This window comes from Mesorhizobium sp. B3-2-1 (genome assembly GCF_006439515.1).
In the GTDB taxonomy this organism is placed as follows: Bacteria; Pseudomonadota; Alphaproteobacteria; order Rhizobiales; family Rhizobiaceae; genus Mesorhizobium.
Window position 1 is genome coordinate 65,210 of the sequence record NZ_VFTI01000007.1, and the last position, 16,696, is coordinate 81,905.

Genomic DNA, 16,696 nt, shown 5'->3' on the forward strand with positions numbered 1-16,696 from the left:
CGCACGGCCAAATGATGAGGCGCACAGTTACGCTCCGAAAAAGTTTGCATGCGCTGATTGCCGCTCCGCTGCTGATGGCGGCGTGGCCGGCTGTTGTCCCGGCGCATGCCGAAGAGGCCCCGTTCATCTCCGTCGTCACCGGGCTCGCCCCCGACGACCTGCTCAATGTTCGCACCAAGCCATCGGCGATCGGCAAGACCGAGGCCCGCCTGGCTGCCGGTGCGAGCGTTCGAAACCTCGGCTGCAACGACATTGACGGCCATCCCTGGTGCAAGGTTGTATCAGACAATCCCAAAGCCACCGGCTGGGCTCCCGCGCGCTATCTGGTACCCCTCAATCCGGCGACGGTGCCCGACCAGGCGACGGACGCCGTGGGCACCGAAGCCGGCGCGACTTCCGATGCCCCCGACCTGACCGCTCGGCTGGGTGACGCGACCCAACCGGCCAGCCCGGAGACCACACCGAAATCCGCGGCGGAGATCGCCATGCAGGATGCCTATGGCCTGGCGTTGGCGGCGAATGGAACCCTGCAAATTCCCTGCGCCCGCTACGTTGGACAGCCCATGGCGTCTTGCGCGGCGAGCGTGACGCGCAAGGGCACCGACAAGGCCGACGTGACCGTGGCCTGGCCCGATGGCGGCAGCCGCGTCATCTCCTTCGATGCCGGCCTGCCGGCAAGCTCGGACGCCGGCAGCAACTTTCGCTTCACCCGAGAAGGCAAACTCAACATGATCCGCATCGGCGTGTCGGAGCGGTTCGAGATTGCCGATACGGTGGTGCTGGGGGACTGAAGGTCGCGGTGATTGTTGCGCATGCAGCGATCAGCCAATTACCGACGTCGGCGCTGCCCCTCATCTGCCTGCCGGCATCTTCTCCCCGTATAGCGACGGGGAGAAGGGGCTGAACGAGTGCCGGCCCTCTTCCTGCAATGCTGGCAATTGGCGAAACCATCGGACAGAGCTTCTTTCTCCCCGTCACTATACGGGGAGAAATGCCCGGCAGGGCAATGAGGGGCGGCGCAAACATCCGGCAAGATGCCAATTCAACCCAAAGCAATTGCCCCTGTCCACGAACCCCACATGAACCCTTCATTTTCGGGGTTACATCGGGCAAAACTCTTCCCTATAAGGCCCTCCTAGCCTGATACCAGAATCGCGAGCACAACCGGCCGGGTCTTCCCGTCCCGGTTTTTTGTGCAAGCCCGCTGCCGAACGGAATTCACAGACATGCCAAGACGCACCGACATCAAGTCGATCCTGATCATCGGGGCCGGCCCCATCGTCATCGGCCAGGCCTGCGAGTTCGACTATTCCGGCACCCAGGCCTGCAAGGCGCTGAAGGAAGAAGGCTTCCGCGTCATCCTGGTCAATTCCAATCCGGCCACCATCATGACCGACCCGGAACTGGCCGACGCCACCTATATCGAGCCGATCACGCCCGAGGTCGTCGCCAAGATCATCGCCAAGGAACGGCCGGACGCGCTGCTGCCGACCATGGGCGGCCAGACGGCGCTCAACACCGCCCTGTCGCTGCGCCGCATGGGCGTGCTCGAGCGCTACAATGTCGAGATGATCGGCGCCGACGCGCATGCCATCGACAAGGCCGAGGATCGGGCGCTGTTCCGCGAGGCGATGAAGACGATCGGGCTGGAAACGCCGAAGTCGATGCTGGCCAACGCCACCGACGTCAAGAACGCGGACCGCAAGACGCACGAGGCCGAGCGCGCCGCGCTGAAGGCCGAAAGGCCCGACAATCTCGACGCCGCGCTCGACGCGCTGGAAACACGCTGGAACCTCGGCGAAGGCGACCGCAAGCAGCGCTACATCAGCCATGGCATGGCGATCGCGGCACAGGCGCTCGACCATGTCGGCCTTCCCGCCATCATCCGCCCCTCCTTCACCATGGGCGGCACCGGCGGCGGCATCGCCTACAACAGGGCCGAATTCTACGACATCGTCCAGTCCGGCCTTGATGCCTCGCCGACCACCGAAGTACTGATCGAGGAAAGCGTGCTCGGCTGGAAGGAGTACGAGATGGAGGTCGTCCGCGACAAGGCGGACAATTGCATCATCGTCTGCTCGATCGAGAACATCGACCCGATGGGCGTGCACACGGGCGATAGCATCACCGTCGCCCCGGCGCTGACCTTGACCGACAAGGAATACCAGATGATGCGCAACGCCTCGATCGCGGTGCTGCGCGAGATCGGCGTCGAGACCGGCGGCTCCAACGTGCAGTTCGCCGTCAATCCGGCCGATGGCCGCCTCGTCGTCATCGAGATGAACCCGCGCGTCTCGCGCTCGTCCGCACTCGCCTCCAAGGCGACCGGTTTCCCGATCGCCAAGATCGCCGCCAAGCTCGCCGTCGGCTACACGCTGGACGAGCTGGAGAACGACATCACCGGCGGCGCCACGCCGGCATCGTTCGAGCCGTCGATCGACTATGTCGTGACCAAGATCCCGCGCTTTGCCTTCGAGAAATTCCCCGGCGCCGAGCCGGTGCTGACCACCGCCATGAAGTCGGTCGGCGAGGTCATGGCCATCGGCCGCACGTTCCAGGAATCGCTGCAGAAGGCGTTGCGCGGTCTGGAGACCGGCCTGACGGGGCTCGACGAGATCGAGATCCCCGGCATCGGCCACGGCGCCGTGGCGGCCAACCACGCCGACGACCGCAACGCCATCCGCGCCGCCTTGGGCACCCCGACGCCCGACCGGCTGCGCATGGTGGCGCAGGCGATCCGCATGGGCACGTCGCTCGAAGACGTGCATGCCATGTGCAAGATCGACCCGTGGTTCCTCGAACAGATCGCCGGCATCCTGGCCATGGAAGCCCGCATCCGCGAGCACGGCATCCCCGAGGATGCCGTCAATCTGCGCATGCTGAAGGCCATGGGCTTCTCCGACGCCCGCCTCGCCTCGCTGACGAAGACCGACGCCGAAGTCGTTCAGAAGATTCGTGAAAAGCTCGACGTTCATCCGGTTTATAAGCGCATCGACACCTGCGCCGCCGAGTTCGCCTCGCCCACCGCCTACATGTACTCGACCTATGAAGTGCCCTTCGCCGGCGCGCTCGCCAACGAGGCGCAGGTTTCGGCGCGGAAAAAAGTCGTCATCCTCGGCGGCGGGCCGAACCGCATCGGCCAGGGCATCGAGTTCGACTATTGCTGCTGCCACGCGGCGTTCGCGCTGCGCGATGCCGGCTATGAAGCGATCATGATCAACTGCAACCCCGAGACGGTCTCGACCGATTACGACACCTCGGACCGGCTCTATTTCGAGCCGCTGACGGCGGAGGACGTACTGGAGATCCTGCGCGCCGAGCAGGCCTCGGGCGAGCTGGTCGGCGTCATCGTGCAGTTCGGCGGCCAGACGCCGCTGAAGCTGGCGGACGCGCTGGAGAAGGCCGGCATACCAATCCTCGGCACCTCGCCCGACATGATCGATCTGGCCGAAGACCGCGACCGCTTCCAGAAGCTGCTGCACAAGCTCAACCTCAGCCAGCCGAAGAACGGCATCGCCTATTCGGTCGAGCAGGCCCGCCTCGTCGCCGGCGAGCTCGGTTTCCCGCTGGTGGTGCGCCCCTCCTATGTGCTCGGCGGCCGCGCCATGCAGATCATCCATGACGAAGGAATGCTGCAGAACTACCTGCTCGACACCGTGCCCGGCCTGGTGCCGGAGGACATCAAGCAGAAATACCCCAACGACAAGACCGGCCAGATCAACACGCTCTTGGGCAAGAACCCGCTGCTGTTCGACACCTATCTCTCCGGCGCCATCGAGGTCGATGTCGACTGCCTCTGCGACGGCAAGGACACCTTCGTGTCGGGCATTCTGGAACACATCGAGGAAGCCGGCATCCATTCGGGCGACAGCGCCTGCTCGCTGCCGGTGCACTCGCTGCCTTCGGACCTCGTCAACGAGCTGGAGCGCCAGACGGCGGCCCTGGCCCGCGCGCTCAATGTCGGCGGGTTGATGAACGTGCAGTATGCGATCAAGGACGGCACGGTCTATGTGCTGGAGGTCAACCCCCGCGCGTCGCGCACTGTACCCTTCGTCGCCAAGACCATCGGGCGTCCCATTGCCAAGATCGCCGCCCGCATCATGGCCGGCGAGACGCTGGAAGACGCCTTCTCCCATTACGGCGCCATGCCCGACCCGCGCAATCCCGGCCACATCGCGGTCAAGGAAGCGGTGTTCCCCTTCGCCCGCTTCCCCGGCGTCGACATATTGCTCGGCCCGGAAATGCGCTCGACCGGCGAGGTGATGGGCCTCGACCGCGATTTCGCGCTCGCCTTCGCCAAGAGCCAGCTCGGCGCCGGCGTCGATCTCCCCCGCTCCGGCACGCTGTTCGTCTCGGTGCGTGACGAGGACAAGAAAGGCATATTGCCGGCCGTCAAGCGCCTCGCCGGCCTCGGCTTCAAGGTGCTGGCCACCTCAGGCACGCAACGCTTCCTCGCCGAAAACGGTGTGGTGGCCGAGAAAATAAACAAGGTCCTCGAAGGACGCCCCCACATCGAAGACGCCATCCGCAACCGCCAGGTCCAGATCGTCTTCAACACGACGGACGGCCAGAAGGCGGTGTCGGACTCGAAGTCGCTGCGCAGGGCAACGCTGATGCAGAAGGTGCCGTATTACACGACGCTGTCGGGCGCCGCGGCGGTGGCCGAAGCGATCGCGGCGCTGAAGGCGGGGAGCCTGGAGGTCAGGCCGCTGCAGGAGTATTTTGCTTAGGTCGTCAACCTGGACAGATGTTCGGATCTACTTCAACGACTTTCCTTGAGAATTTCTCTCCCAAGCAGCGCGATACTGTTGTTTGGCTCAATAGATAGCCAGTATTCTACCTGACCAAGGAGTCTATATCTATAAATTGGATCAGATATCCCTGCTTTATTTTTATGAGATTTGAGTCCAAATCGACAAATATAGTGGATGGTCTTCCTTAATTCTCGGCGATAAACCTTTGGAAGCCTAAGCTCTCCACTAGAAATCGAAATTCCAGTTATGATTTTCTTTTGACCCTCAAAGGCAAGAACAGTCTTCTCTTCTGCGATTTCGAGACCGAATTTTGACAAGCAATCACTAAGAAAAGGAAACGCGCTTTCCGGAATTGAATCTCCAGAAAGGCAGATATCATCCGCATACCGCGAAAACAAAAGTCTATTTTGAGCACAAAATTCCGCAATCTGTATATCAACTTGACGCATCGCGATATTGCTGATCGACGGGCTAGTTGGAGCCCCCTGAGGGATAACGTCATCCAACGTACATATTCTCGACAAATAGTAAGATACTTTTGGTGAGTAACCGGCTCCTAGAAAAATATCACTAACCGATGCATATTTTATGGAGCCAAAAAAATCTCTAATGTCTACCTTTAAAATACATTTCGATGCAGCATGCAATCTCGCATTGTCGAGCGTGCGGCGCCCCTTGACAAATCCAAAGGCCGACTGGTGCAGACCGAACTTTGACAGAATTTCATCCAAAATCCATCGCTGCAGGCCCGCCAAGAATGGCCGAGGTACGAAAAGCGAGCGCTCTCCGCCCCTCCGCTTTGGGATAGTTCTAGTACTGTAGTAGCGGCGATTGTCCAGCGCTACACTCGCTATGAACTTGGCCTCCAGCCCGGAATGCCAAGCCAGGTGTTGAATATCTAAGATTACAGGAAGGCCTTGGCTCTCTAAACGCTCCGCGTATGCTATGAGGCCACGTTTAGCAGCATACTTAAGTGGCCAACGGAAAGTTTTTTCTTGTAGAAATTGACTGTATGGTTGCACCGGCACCAAGTCACCACATAATACAGATTTATATTTCGACTGCTTCATCGACAAATAACAATGTTAGTTGTCTGAGGTTCGTAGAACCTCTCGGTAATCTTCTTCGATTACCGAATGGGCTTAACTCTAGCCTAAGTCGCCGAGGCGAATTCACCTCGTTGCGCTAGTTCCTTGATGCCGGTGCAAACTCTGTGATTCAGAATCTTAGTCTGCCGTCTCCCCCAATTTTGTCAAGAAGTCGAGCTCAAGGTTCGACATTCTGGGAACATACATATCAGCGTCATCGGCACGCGAACGACGCTTTGGGACGTATCTCCATTCCTCGTCAGCTCTAGGCCTCATGAAGAGATCCGGCGCATGAGCATCAATCCAAGCTGCCCCCTGCGGCAGAAGCCTAATTCTGAGGCCCGCCTCATCATGCTCAGCGGCTGCAATCTCATTGGCTTGCAAGAAATCCACACATTCCACCATTTGAAGAGGAGATAGCCGATATCTCTTATGAAATTGGTAAACCTCGACCCACCCCCGATCACGATATATCTCACGCAATACTTCCAATACGAACGTCGGATAATTTTTCATCTAAGCCTCTTAAGGATTGTTTTTCTTGGCTTATAGTCTTTGTATACGGGCCACCAAAAAATAGGAAAGACGTTGTTAGGACAATTGTAATTGTGAATAGAAAATAAAGACTCCGACGAACCATACCCCATAGAAGGCATGAACTGACCTTTATATATGGATGAAAGTCTTTTCTCAAGATCTTTCATCAGTTTTCTTTTTAAATAAAGGTCTTTCCCAATATACCTATCCGATATTCCGCGGCTGAGCCAGATCTCCGAATGGTATTCCAAGCCAATTTCGTCTAATCGAGATTTAGCGGCAGTCATACCGGCGATGGCCAGGAGATAGACCTTATTATTTTTGTACTGGCTACTTTTGACGTATTCTAGAAATTTTTTGGCTTTCCGCTCAATGGTTTTTCCCGTTCCAAAGAAATCGTCAAATAATACATAGTTTTTCTCATTTCCAAATGCGTCATCATATCCGACCAAAGAGTTTCTAAAATTCTTTTCAGACCAACCATCGACAGGGCTAAAATCACTCTTCAGTTGCTGCAAAAATGCTTGAGACCCATCAACTTCATAGTCGTCGCTCACGGCGAAAAATATGGTATTCTTCGCCGATAGCGCCCATTTTTGTTGCACGTGAGTAGAAATTGATTTTGTAGCATCCACCATATCGAATGACGTAACCATCCTGAAATCTTTGATGAGTTCTATAATCAAGCTTCGAGAATCGGCATCATGACAATCATTCCAAAGCCTAATGAGAGCGTCATATTCGCTTACTAGCCACCTGCACCCTTTGCAAACGTCAAAGAGTACTTTGAAATCGCCAGCGTCCATAAATTGATTTGCACGGGGCACATCTGCAATATCTTTAGTCAGAGTTTAGCTCCCAATTGGTGCAGCCATCTACTCACTTCTGTATCATTCAGGCAATAGGGGCAATTGCGTCCCTAGGACCAAAATCTGCTGCGTGCCCCTCACCCCACCGCCACGCACTCGATCTCAATATCAAACTCCATCGGCCAAGACGCCACCGGCACGAAACTCCTTGCCGGCGGGTTGACGCTGAAATACCGGGCATACACCCTGTTTATCGCGTTGTAGAAGCCGGAATTGACGGCGTAGATTCGCACCATCACCACGTTTTCCAGCGAGGTGCCGGCCGCTTCCAGGCAATGTTTCAGTGCCTTCAGCGACGCCTCGGTCTGGACCTCGATGTCGCCGCGCACCATCTCGCCGGTCACCATGTCCACCGGCGGCGTCGCCGAGATGAACACGAAGCCGTTGGCCTTCACCGCCGTCGAACAGGGCAAGCCCAGCGCCCGCACCTTGTCCGACATGACGGGCACTTCGATGACTTCTTTTTTCATGGGTGTGCTCCCTGGGTTGGCAAGGTTAGCGCCGGCCCCCTCACCCAGCCTCCGCTTCGCTCGGCTGACCTCTCCCCGAGGGGAGAGGAGATTACGAGCGCCAGCGCCATTCTCTTCTCCCCAGCGGGGAGAAGGTGGACGCGAAGCGGCCGGATGAGGGGGCCGGCGCCGACTCCTGCGGCTATAGGCAGCTTATCCCGGCACGGGCGGAACGCCAGCGCGGACGCATGGTCCAGCTCCCTCACCCCTGCCCTGGATATGGCGTGCCGTCCTTGTGCAAAAACCGCCCGTCCGAACTCGGGCTCATCATGTCGATGTCGGAGCAGGTGATCACATCGTCCGGGTCGCGCGAGCCGACTTCCAGGTAGCGCGCGGTGGCCGACGAGCGGTTGATCATGTGGTGGCCGTTGCCGCTGTTCTTGGCGAAGGTGGCGCAGTCGCCGGCCTCGAGCAGCGTCTCGCCGCCATCCTCGACCAGCACCAGTTCGCCCTCCAGCACATAGACGAGCTCGTCCTCATGGCTGTGCCAGTGGCGCTGGCTCGACCAGCCGCCGGGCGGCAAGGTCATCAGGTTGACGCCGAAATCGGTGAGCCCGCAGGCATCGCCGAGGCGCCGGCGCATGCGGTCGGCGCATGGGACGTCGAAGGGCGCGGGATAGCTGGAGCCCTTGCGGACGGGCGCGGATGCGAGGTCGATCTTGGGCATGGGAGCTCCCTTGCGCGTGGGGTTTTGCCAGGGGGTGGCAGGATGGTTGCGGTAGCGCTCTACGGCGCCCCCCTCTGTCCTGCCGGACATCTCCCCCACGAGGGGGGAGATTGGCTGTCATCACGGGCTTCGCCAATTTTCGGCGATGCAAAGGAGAGCCGGCGCCAAAGCTGCCAATCTCCCCACCCGGGGGGGAGATGTCCGGCAGGACAGAGGGGGGCGCCGTAGAGCTCGAATTTCGAACCGTTCACACCCCTGGCCACCAACCTAATGCGCCGCGCCGAGCTCCTTCACGCGCTTCTCATGCATCTTCAGCGTCGGCAGCGTCTTCTTGGCGAATTCCTTCAGCGCGGGGTCGTCGCCCGATTTCGCATAGGTGCTGAACAGGGCAACCGCCTGCTTGTGGGCCTCGGTCTGCATCATGATGTATTTCTGGTCGAACTCCTTGCCGCTGGCGGCTTTCAGCTGGTCCAGCATCTGCTGGTCCTTCGGCTGCAGCGCGGGTCCGGCCGGCTTGATCGAGGCGGTGGTCTGCCCCTTGCTCAGCGCCTGCTTGAAGTCCTCGCCGGCCTTGGTGTGGTCCTTGATCATCTGGCCGGCGAAGGCCTTGACGTCCGCCGAGGCGGATTTCTGTTCGGCCAGCCTGCTCGACTGGATCTCGAATTCATTGGCACTGGGCACGGTGCTGACAAAGGTCGCGGTGTCGACCTTGCTGTCGGGCAACATGGGCGCGACGGCGTTCGAATTGGTGCCGTTCGTCTGGGCAAGGGCGGCGGGCGCGACGGCGGTCAGCGCGACGGCGGCCACGGTCAGGAGCATTTTCATCTGGGATCTCCGATCGGAATGGTTCCCTCGGGGTTCCAACGTCGCAGATGCGGCGAGGTTGCCAGCCGCGTCCCTTCTCCTCGCGCAGGAAGAAGGGGAAGCACCCTTGGATTGCAGCGTGATCTCTCCCTACGGGCGACGAGGCCCCAGCAGAAAGGCTGTCATCGTCGCGCTCACGCACGCCATCGCCAACAACGCAACGACGCCGGAAGATCTGGGCTTTCGGCGAATTGAAACAAGATTGTCTGAAGGATTTTGAACCAACCCGACCAAGTCGGACCTGCTCCCATGTCGAACGGAATAGGCGCGGGTCAGCTCCGCACCGAGCAGAAAGATTTCCGATGAATAATAGACCCAGAGCAGTATGACGAGCAGCCCTCCGGCCGCACCATATGATGATGCGATCGCACTCGTGCCGATATACCAACCGATCAGCGACTTCCCCAACGTGAACAGAGCGGCGGTCACGACAGCACCGATCCCGACATCCCGCCATTTCAAGGCACGGTCCGGCAGGACCTTGTAGATCGCGGCAAACATCACGGAGATCAAGGAAAAGGAAATCAGGGTGTTGATCGCGCTCAGAACAAATTCGCCGAACGGCAAATGAGCGCTGATTACGCTGCCCAGGGCAGAGATCGCCGCGCTCGCCACCAGAGATACCAGCAACATAAAGCCGAGGGCGGCGACCAAGCCGAGACTTGCCGCACGCGCGCGCAGGAGACGCGACAGCGAACTCCCCTTCGCCTGAACCTTCCATATTGCATTCAGGGCCTGCTGCATCTCGCCGAACACCGCCGAGGCGGTGACGAGCAAAGTGACCACGCCGATGATGGCCGCCAGGGTCCCCGATGATTTGCTGGATGCCCCTTCGAGCGCTGCCTGAAGGAGCGCTGCACTTTCTGAACCCATCAGCCCCGATATCTGAGCAGACAAAGCCACCTGTGCCGCGTCATGACCAAATGCGATACCAACTATCGCGACGACAATTATCAGAACCGGGGCCAGCGACGTGGCGGCATAAAAGGCCATCGCCGCGCCATGACTAAGGGCATTGTCGTCGACAAAGCCAACCACGCTTTCTTCCACCAGGTCCCATAGGTTTTTAAGTGTGGGTCGCACTTCGAATCCGTGAAGGGGGTCGCAAACCGTCTCCTATCAATGCAGCCGATCTACCGATGTTCCGGCCGAGTTGAGCGAGAGTTTCACCAGCAGAAAAGCCATTCCGAACCGAAACTCAGCTACTGAAGCTGAAACGCCCAGATGTCAGTGACAACAGGCCTCGCCATATTGCAGCTGCTCATGCCAATCCGGCCGGCCCTCCGGGGTGAAATCCATCAGGTTCCACAGGATCTCGCAGGTGCCGATGGCGCGCGGGTCCTGGCCGGGCTCGGTCGGCGCGAAGCCGAGTTCGGACGACCAGAAATGCCTGATGCCGTCGGCATCGCGGTGGAACACCTGAAGCAGCGGGATCTGCGCGCCGTCGGCATCCTCGGCGTTGTAGTCGCGCTTGAAGCTGTTGTTAGCCGAAGACACCAGCCGCATGTTGCGCCACGCCCGATCGCGGCCGAGCGTGACGAGGTTTTCGAGCGCCGTCTTGGCGACGACGGCGAAGTTGAAGCCGGCCGCCTCGAGATGGCCGACCGCGCCGTCGAACTGGTCGAGCAGCGCCGTGCAGGACGGGCATGGCTGGTCCGGCCGCGCGAGCTTCGCCGTGCCGCCGCTGGTTGCCACGTCGCGCGTCTCCTGCGGGTGGCGCGGAAACATCATCTGATAGAGGATCAGCGTATCCTTGCCGGGCGCGAACAGCTCCGACAGTTTTATCTCTGCGGTCTTGCCGGAGATATCCAGCGCCTCGAACACATAATCCTGCGGCACCGGCCCGCCCGGCGGCAGCGTGCGCCGCGCCTCGGCCACGGCTTCCATGGCGCGGCGCAGCTCGATTTCCTTCTTCAGCAGCTTTTCGCGTGCGGTGCGGTATCTGGCGGATTCGTTGGGAAAGGTGATCATGGTCGGCTCCTTCAAGTCGTCGCGCCGGCGTTCCGGCGCGGATGCTCTGCGACCCAAGGACGTTTCACCGCGGTCGGTTCCGACATTTTTTGCACCCGGCGCGCCGATCACGAGCCGGGTCTTCGAAAGGAGCGGATGAAGGCTATTGCGCCGTTGGCACGGGGCAGTTCAATTCGCCTTCGGGGCAATTGAGATAGGTCTGGAAAACCTTCAGCCGGCCATTGGTGAGCGAGGTCTGGCAATTGGCGACGACCACCGGATAGATGGTGCCCGCGGTGTCGATCGGGCCGCCCTGGAACTTGCATTCAGCGTCGCGGAAAGCGACCCAGGCGCGCTGCGCATCGACCAGCAATTTCCTGGACGCCGCATTGTCCTTCAGCCGGTCCACGATCTGCTTGTAGGCATCGTTGAGCTTCTTGTCGGCCGCGCCGAAATCCTTGCCGGCGCACTGGTTCATTGTCGCCTGGTCCTGCGCATTGGCGCAGTCGGCGGCGCGCGCGGTGCCTACGAAGTGCGGGGCGGCAAGGATCAGCATGGCAAGGCTGGAGAGCAGAAGCCGCATGATGTTTCCTCCGGTTTCGACAAGCCCCGCGGAGACGAAGCTTAGCGGCCGACAGTGTGCTGGCAAGATGTCGCCTGCCGCCTTGGTGGACAGTTTGTTTATCTGAAGCGAAGCCCCTCACCCCTTGACCCCGCCGGCGGTGAGGCCGGAGACGATCTTGCGCTGGAAGATCAGCACCAGCACCACCAGCGGCACCGTGACGATCACCGAGGCGGCCATGATGTTGCCCCACGGAATCTCGAACTGCGAATTGCCGGAGAGCAGCGCGATCGCCACCGGCACGGTCCGCCGCGCGTCGTTGGAGGTGAAGGTCAGGGCAAACAGGAACTCGTTCCACGCGCCGATGAAGGCCAGCAGTCCGGTGGTCGCCAGCGCCGGCCACATCAGCGGCAGGAAGATCCGCGTGATGATGATCCACGGCGTCGCGCCATCGAGGATCGCCGCCTCCTCGACCTCGACCGGCAGGTCGCGGACGAAGGCGGTGAGCACCCAGACGGTGAACGGCAGCGTGAAGATCATGTAGGAGAAGATCAGCGCGAAGAGCGAATTGTAGAGGCCGAACATCCGCACCAGCTCGAACAGTCCGGCCAGCACCGCCACCTGCGGGAACATCGAGACCGACAGGATGGCGAACAGCAATGCCGAGCGGCCGCGAAAACGGATACGCGCCAGCGCGTAGGCGGCGGTGACGCCAAGGAACAGCGAGAGCGCCACCACCGCGCCCGAGACGATCAAGGAATTCAGGAGGTTGCGCGCGAAGGCGCCTTCGGCCAGCACGTTGCGATAATTGCCGAGGCTGGGCGCCTTCGGCCACGGATCGGCCTGAAACAGCTCGGTCCCCGATTTCAGGCTGGTGACGATGGCGTAGTAGAACGGGAACACCGCGATGAGCACGATTGCCCCGACCAGCAGATAGAAGGCCGTGCGCTTCAGGAGCCACATCTCAACGGCCTCCTTCCAGGCTTATCCGGCCGATGCGGATGGTGAGCATGGTGAGCAGAGCGAGGATGAGGAAGAGCAGGGTCGAGGCGGCCGAGCCATAGGCGAATTTGTCGAACTCGAACAGGTTCTCGCGGGCGAACACCGACATCGACTTGGTGTGCGCGTTGTTGGGCGTCAGCACATAGATCAGGTCGAAGATGCGCAGCGCGTCGAGCGCCCGGAAGATCACCGCCACCATCACCGCCGGGCGGATCAGCGGCAAGGTCACGCGCCAGAAGATCTGCCAGGGATTGGCGCCGTCGAGCTTGGCGACCTCGATGATCTCGCGCGGCAGCATCTGCAGCGCGGCCAGGATCAGCAGCGCCATGAACGGCGTCGTCTTCCAGATGTCGACGATCAGCACGGCCGCCATCGCCGTGTCGGCGCTGGCGGTCCAGGCGATCTTGTGGTCGATCAGCCCCAGGTTGATCAGCACGACATTGATGATGCCGAACTGGTCGTTCAGCATCCACTGCCACATCTTGGCCGAGACGATGGTCGGGATCGCCCAGGGGATGAGGATCGCCGCCCTGACGATGCCGCGGCCCGGGAATTCGGCGTTGAGCACCAGGGCGACGACCATGCCGAGGATCGTCTCGCATGTCACCGAAACCACCGCGAAGCGCACGGTGTTCCACACGGCGCCCCACCAGAGCGGGTCGAGAAGCAGCCCGTCGTAAATCATCCGCCCACTCGGCATGCGCAGCACCGAGACATAATTGGCGAAGCCGACCCATTGGCGGGCGTCGAGGTCGGACAGCGAGGCGTCGGTGAAGCTGAAATAGACCGTGCGCGCAAGCGGCCAGCCGGCAGCGGCGGCGAGCACCAGAAGCATCGGCGCCAGGAACAGCCATGCCGAGCGCACACGCTGGCGCATCAGCCGCGAGCCCGGGCGCCGGTCGGCGGCGTCAGCCGGTTGCGCGCTCACCAGCCCTTGCCCTTCAGCCTGGTGAGCGTTGCTTCGAGGTCGGCCAGATTGTTGGCGGCGCTGCCCTCGCCGGACAAGGTCTTGTGCACGGCGTTCCAGAACTGGCTCGACGCCTCGTTGTACTTGTTCCGGGTCACCGCCGAGGGCCGTGGCTCGGCATTGAGGAAGACCTCCTTCCAGTGCGGAATGATCGGCTGTTGCCGGGCGATGTCGGCATCGTCATAGAGCGCCTGGATGGTCGGTAGGTTGGCGGTCTTGAGCGTGCGGTATTTCTGCATTGCGGGCGAGGCGATGAACTTGACCAGTTCGATCGCCGCATCCGGGTGCTTGGAATATTTCGAGACCGCAAGGTTCCAGCCGCCCAGCGTTGCCGCCGGCCGGGCACCCTCGCCCGTGCCGGCCGGCAGCGGCGCGACGTCGAACTTGCCCTTGATCGGCGACCCCTGGCTGTTGCCCAGCGCATAGGCATAGGGCCAGTTGCGCATGAAGACGGCATTGCCGGTCTGCCACACGCCGCGCGATTCCTCTTCCTGGTAGGCGAGCACGCCGGGTGGCGCGATGGTGCCGATCCAGGCCTTGGCCATGTCGAGCGCGGCCGCCGCCCGGGCGTTGTTGATGGAAATGGTGCCATCCGGCTCGACGATATGGCCGCCGCCGTTCGAGACCACCCATTCGAACGCGTCGCAGGTCAGCCCTTCATAGGCGTTGCCCTGGAAGACGAAGCCCCAGATATCCCTGTTGCCCGCGGCCCGCTCCTTGTCCATCACCAGCCGGGCTGTGTCGCCCAGCTCCTTCCAGGTCGCCGGCACCTTGGCGCCGTATTTGTCGAGCAGATCCTTGCGGTAGTAGAGCGCCGGCGCATCGGTGAAGATCGGCAGCGCCACCAGCCTGCCGTCGACCGTCTGCGACTGGATGATCGACGGGAAATGCTTGCCCACGACATCCCTGGTCGCCGCGGTCAGGTCGACGAACTGGCTGGCGAGTTGCGGCGCCCAGATGACGTCGGTCTGGTAGATGTCGACGTCGCTGTTGCCCGCGGCGAGCCACAACCTGTACTGACCGAACTGATCGGTCCCGGATGACGGCATGGCGACGATGGTGACCTTGTCGCCGCTCTCTTTCTCATAGCGGTCGAGGATCTCGCGCAGCACCTTGAGGCCGTTGCCGGTGTCACCCGACACGATCGACAGCTCGACCGCGCTCGCCTGACCCGCCGCGAGCACGACAGCTACGCTCAACGCCAGCAATGCGTGGAAAACCTTCATCGCGGTGGATCTCCCTTGGCCGGCGGCGCACAGCCCCGACAGCCGGTCAGACCCCACCGTTCATTGAATGCGGAGCCGCGCTTTGGGTTCCCGAACAGCCATCTCCGGTGGCGATGACGGCACCGATCGACGTCGCCAGTCAGCCTTCCCAGGCGACGGGCCTCATGCCCAGCCGCTCGTAGAGCCGCACGGCGGCGGCGTTCTCGAGCGTATTGGTCTTGAGGTCGACATGGGTGGCACCCCGGTCGCGGAAAATGGCGAAGGCGTGCCACATCAGCGCCTCGCCAACGCCCTTGCCGCGCGCCTCTGGATGAACGGCCAGGTCCTTGACGAAAGCCGAGGTCCAGCACAGTGCCGCCGCCGCCAAGCGGCCCTTGGCGTCGATGACGAGGAAACACAGCGCCGGGTCGAATTCGGGGTCTTCGGAAATGCGCGGCCACCATTCGTCGAAAGGGCCGTCGGTGCCATCGTCGAACACTTCGCTCAGCAACGCATGCAAGGGCAGCGCGTCGCCGCGCTCAAACAAGCGCATGACGAAGCCGTCCGGCCAGTGCGGTGGAACGAGCGTCTCGTCGAGGATCTTGCGCAGCCGGATGTCGTTTGGAGCCGGCGGGCGCGGTTCGGGCATCGCGCTCAGGCGTCGGGCTGGAGACGCCCGCGCTTGCGGTCGACACCGAGGCCGGTCGCCTCGAGCAGGCCCTTGCGCTTGGCGTCGAAATAATAGCCGGTCTGGTAGAGCCAGTCGGCCTTCTTGGCGTTGCCGTTCGACACCAGCCAGGCGCCACGCAGATATTTGACCGCGTATTTGAGGTTGGTCTCGGCGTCGAACAGGCCCTTGGCCGGCCCGTCATAGCCCATGCCGCGCGCCGTCGCGTGCTTGATCTGCATCAGCCCCCAATGGCCGTTGTTGTAGGCCTTGGGATTGTAGGTGCTTTCACGGTTGACGACATGGCGCACCAGATCCACCGGCACCTGGTAGAAGGCGGCGTATTTGACGATCAGTCGGTCGACGTCGCCGCGCATGCCGGTCGCATGCTGTTCTTCTGCCGGCTCCACCGGCGCCGACGGGAACTGCACCAGGGCAGCCGGGTTCTGCGGCACGACGTAAGCCACCTGCTGCACGCCGGGCATTTTCTGGCCACCCTTGGCAACCGCCGGCACGATGAGCCCGGCGGTCGTATAGGTCGCCGCCGACTGGATCGGCTGGCCGGCTTTCGCCGGGGCCGGCGCCTGCCAGGCATTGGCGGTCATCACGGCGGGCACGGCCGGCGCCGCGGGCGTTGTCCCGGCAAAGGCGGCGGTTGCCGCGGCCGGCTGGACCGCGGGATCGAGCGTCGGGGTGGCCGCGCCGGGGGTCAACTCAGCCGTCTGGACGGGCGCGATTCCGGAGGATTGCGGCAGCACCGAAACCGTCTCCGGCAGCGGCACGGTGAAGCCGGCATCGCTGCCTGCCGTGGTCGCGGTTTCGGTGAGCGACGGCGCGGCTTTCATCTGCGAGGTCGAGGTGCAGCCGCTCATGCCGGCAGCCGCCACGATCACGCCGACGGCGATAAGGGTTTGTTTTGCTGGCAAGCCGCGTTCGGAGTCCGGTTTGTCGGGGTCGTTAAGATTTCCCTTACACCAGCGATTCTTGGGTAGCAATCGGGGCCATCTGGCGGTTTTCGGGTGGCGGGACGCAGGCAGCGATGCCATATTGTTCCT

16 protein-coding genes are annotated in these 16,696 nt (G+C 61.5%); 2 read left to right on the top strand and 14 right to left on the bottom strand.

Features of this window, described 5'->3' with window-relative positions:
- Positions 1–11: 11 nt before the first annotated feature.
- The gene (locus tag FJW08_RS09545) at positions 12–791 is read left to right on the top strand and encodes an SH3 domain-containing protein (RefSeq protein WP_140810295.1); all 780 of its coding nucleotides are present in this window, start codon (positions 12–14) and stop codon (positions 789–791) included.
- A gap of 435 nt (positions 792–1,226) precedes the next feature.
- Positions 1,227–4,730: a carbamoyl-phosphate synthase large subunit gene (gene carB / locus FJW08_RS09555; RefSeq protein ID WP_140810296.1), complete on the top strand. Its 3,504-nt coding sequence runs from the start codon at positions 1,227–1,229 to the stop codon at positions 4,728–4,730.
- A gap of 32 nt (positions 4,731–4,762) precedes the next feature.
- Here carB and FJW08_RS09560 read toward each other — a convergent pair whose 3' ends face one another.
- The 14 genes from FJW08_RS09560 to FJW08_RS09630 all read right to left on the bottom strand — a co-directional run bounded on the left by FJW08_RS09560 (position 4,763) and on the right by FJW08_RS09630 (position 16,567).
- Positions 4,763–5,824: a reverse transcriptase family protein gene (locus FJW08_RS09560; RefSeq protein ID WP_140810297.1), complete on the bottom strand. Its 1,062-nt coding sequence runs from the start codon at positions 5,822–5,824 to the stop codon at positions 4,763–4,765.
- A 156-nt stretch (positions 5,825–5,980) separates the two neighbouring features.
- Positions 5,981–6,358 carry a hypothetical protein gene (locus FJW08_RS09565; protein WP_140810299.1) on the bottom strand — a complete coding sequence of 126 codons (378 nt, stop codon included), beginning with the start codon at positions 6,356–6,358 and terminating at the stop codon, positions 5,981–5,983.
- Positions 6,355–7,185, bottom strand: coding sequence for a hypothetical protein (locus FJW08_RS09570; protein WP_140810300.1), 831 nt, complete (start codon positions 7,183–7,185; stop codon positions 6,355–6,357). Before FJW08_RS09570 ends, FJW08_RS09565 begins: the two co-directional genes overlap by 4 nt.
- A 140-nt stretch (positions 7,186–7,325) precedes the next feature.
- On the bottom strand, positions 7,326–7,718 hold the full coding sequence (locus FJW08_RS09575; RefSeq protein WP_140617768.1) for a RidA family protein: 393 nt from the start codon (positions 7,716–7,718) through the stop codon (positions 7,326–7,328).
- Positions 7,719–7,959: 241 nt separating this feature from the next.
- A complete protein-coding gene (locus FJW08_RS09580) occupies positions 7,960–8,424 on the bottom strand; it encodes a cupin domain-containing protein (RefSeq protein ID WP_140810301.1) in 465 nt (154 codons plus the stop codon).
- 267 nt (positions 8,425–8,691) lie between these two features.
- Positions 8,692–9,249, bottom strand: coding sequence for a DUF4142 domain-containing protein (locus FJW08_RS09590; RefSeq protein WP_140810302.1), 558 nt, complete (start codon positions 9,247–9,249; stop codon positions 8,692–8,694).
- Between the two features lie 129 nt (positions 9,250–9,378).
- Positions 9,379–10,371 carry a YihY/virulence factor BrkB family protein gene (locus FJW08_RS09595; protein ID WP_140810303.1) on the bottom strand — a complete coding sequence of 331 codons (993 nt, stop codon included), beginning with the start codon at positions 10,369–10,371 and terminating at the stop codon, positions 9,379–9,381.
- Positions 10,372–10,515: 144 nt separating this feature from the next.
- The gene (locus FJW08_RS09600; protein ID WP_181182887.1) at positions 10,516–11,259 is read right to left on the bottom strand and encodes a DUF899 family protein; all 744 of its coding nucleotides are present in this window, start codon (positions 11,257–11,259) and stop codon (positions 10,516–10,518) included.
- Between the two features lie 142 nt (positions 11,260–11,401).
- Positions 11,402–11,821, bottom strand: coding sequence for a lysozyme inhibitor LprI family protein (locus FJW08_RS09605; protein WP_140810306.1), 420 nt, complete (start codon positions 11,819–11,821; stop codon positions 11,402–11,404).
- A 117-nt stretch (positions 11,822–11,938) separates the two neighbouring features.
- The gene (locus FJW08_RS09610; RefSeq protein ID WP_140810307.1) at positions 11,939–12,763 is read right to left on the bottom strand and encodes a carbohydrate ABC transporter permease; all 825 of its coding nucleotides are present in this window, start codon (positions 12,761–12,763) and stop codon (positions 11,939–11,941) included.
- Position 12,764: 1 nt separating this feature from the next.
- On the bottom strand, positions 12,765–13,679 hold the full coding sequence (locus FJW08_RS09615) for a sugar ABC transporter permease (RefSeq protein WP_140810447.1): 915 nt from the start codon (positions 13,677–13,679) through the stop codon (positions 12,765–12,767).
- Between the two features lie 47 nt (positions 13,680–13,726).
- A complete protein-coding gene (locus FJW08_RS09620) occupies positions 13,727–14,995 on the bottom strand; it encodes an ABC transporter substrate-binding protein (RefSeq protein WP_140810308.1) in 1,269 nt (422 codons plus the stop codon).
- 139 nt (positions 14,996–15,134) lie between these two features.
- Entirely contained in the window at positions 15,135–15,623 is a 489-nt protein-coding gene (locus tag FJW08_RS09625; protein WP_140810309.1) for a GNAT family N-acetyltransferase, read from the bottom strand.
- A gap of 5 nt (positions 15,624–15,628) precedes the next feature.
- Positions 15,629–16,567 (bottom strand): lytic transglycosylase domain-containing protein, encoded by a 939-nt coding sequence (locus FJW08_RS09630; protein ID WP_140810310.1) that lies wholly within the window; start codon positions 16,565–16,567, stop codon positions 15,629–15,631.
- Positions 16,568–16,696 lie beyond the last annotated feature (129 nt).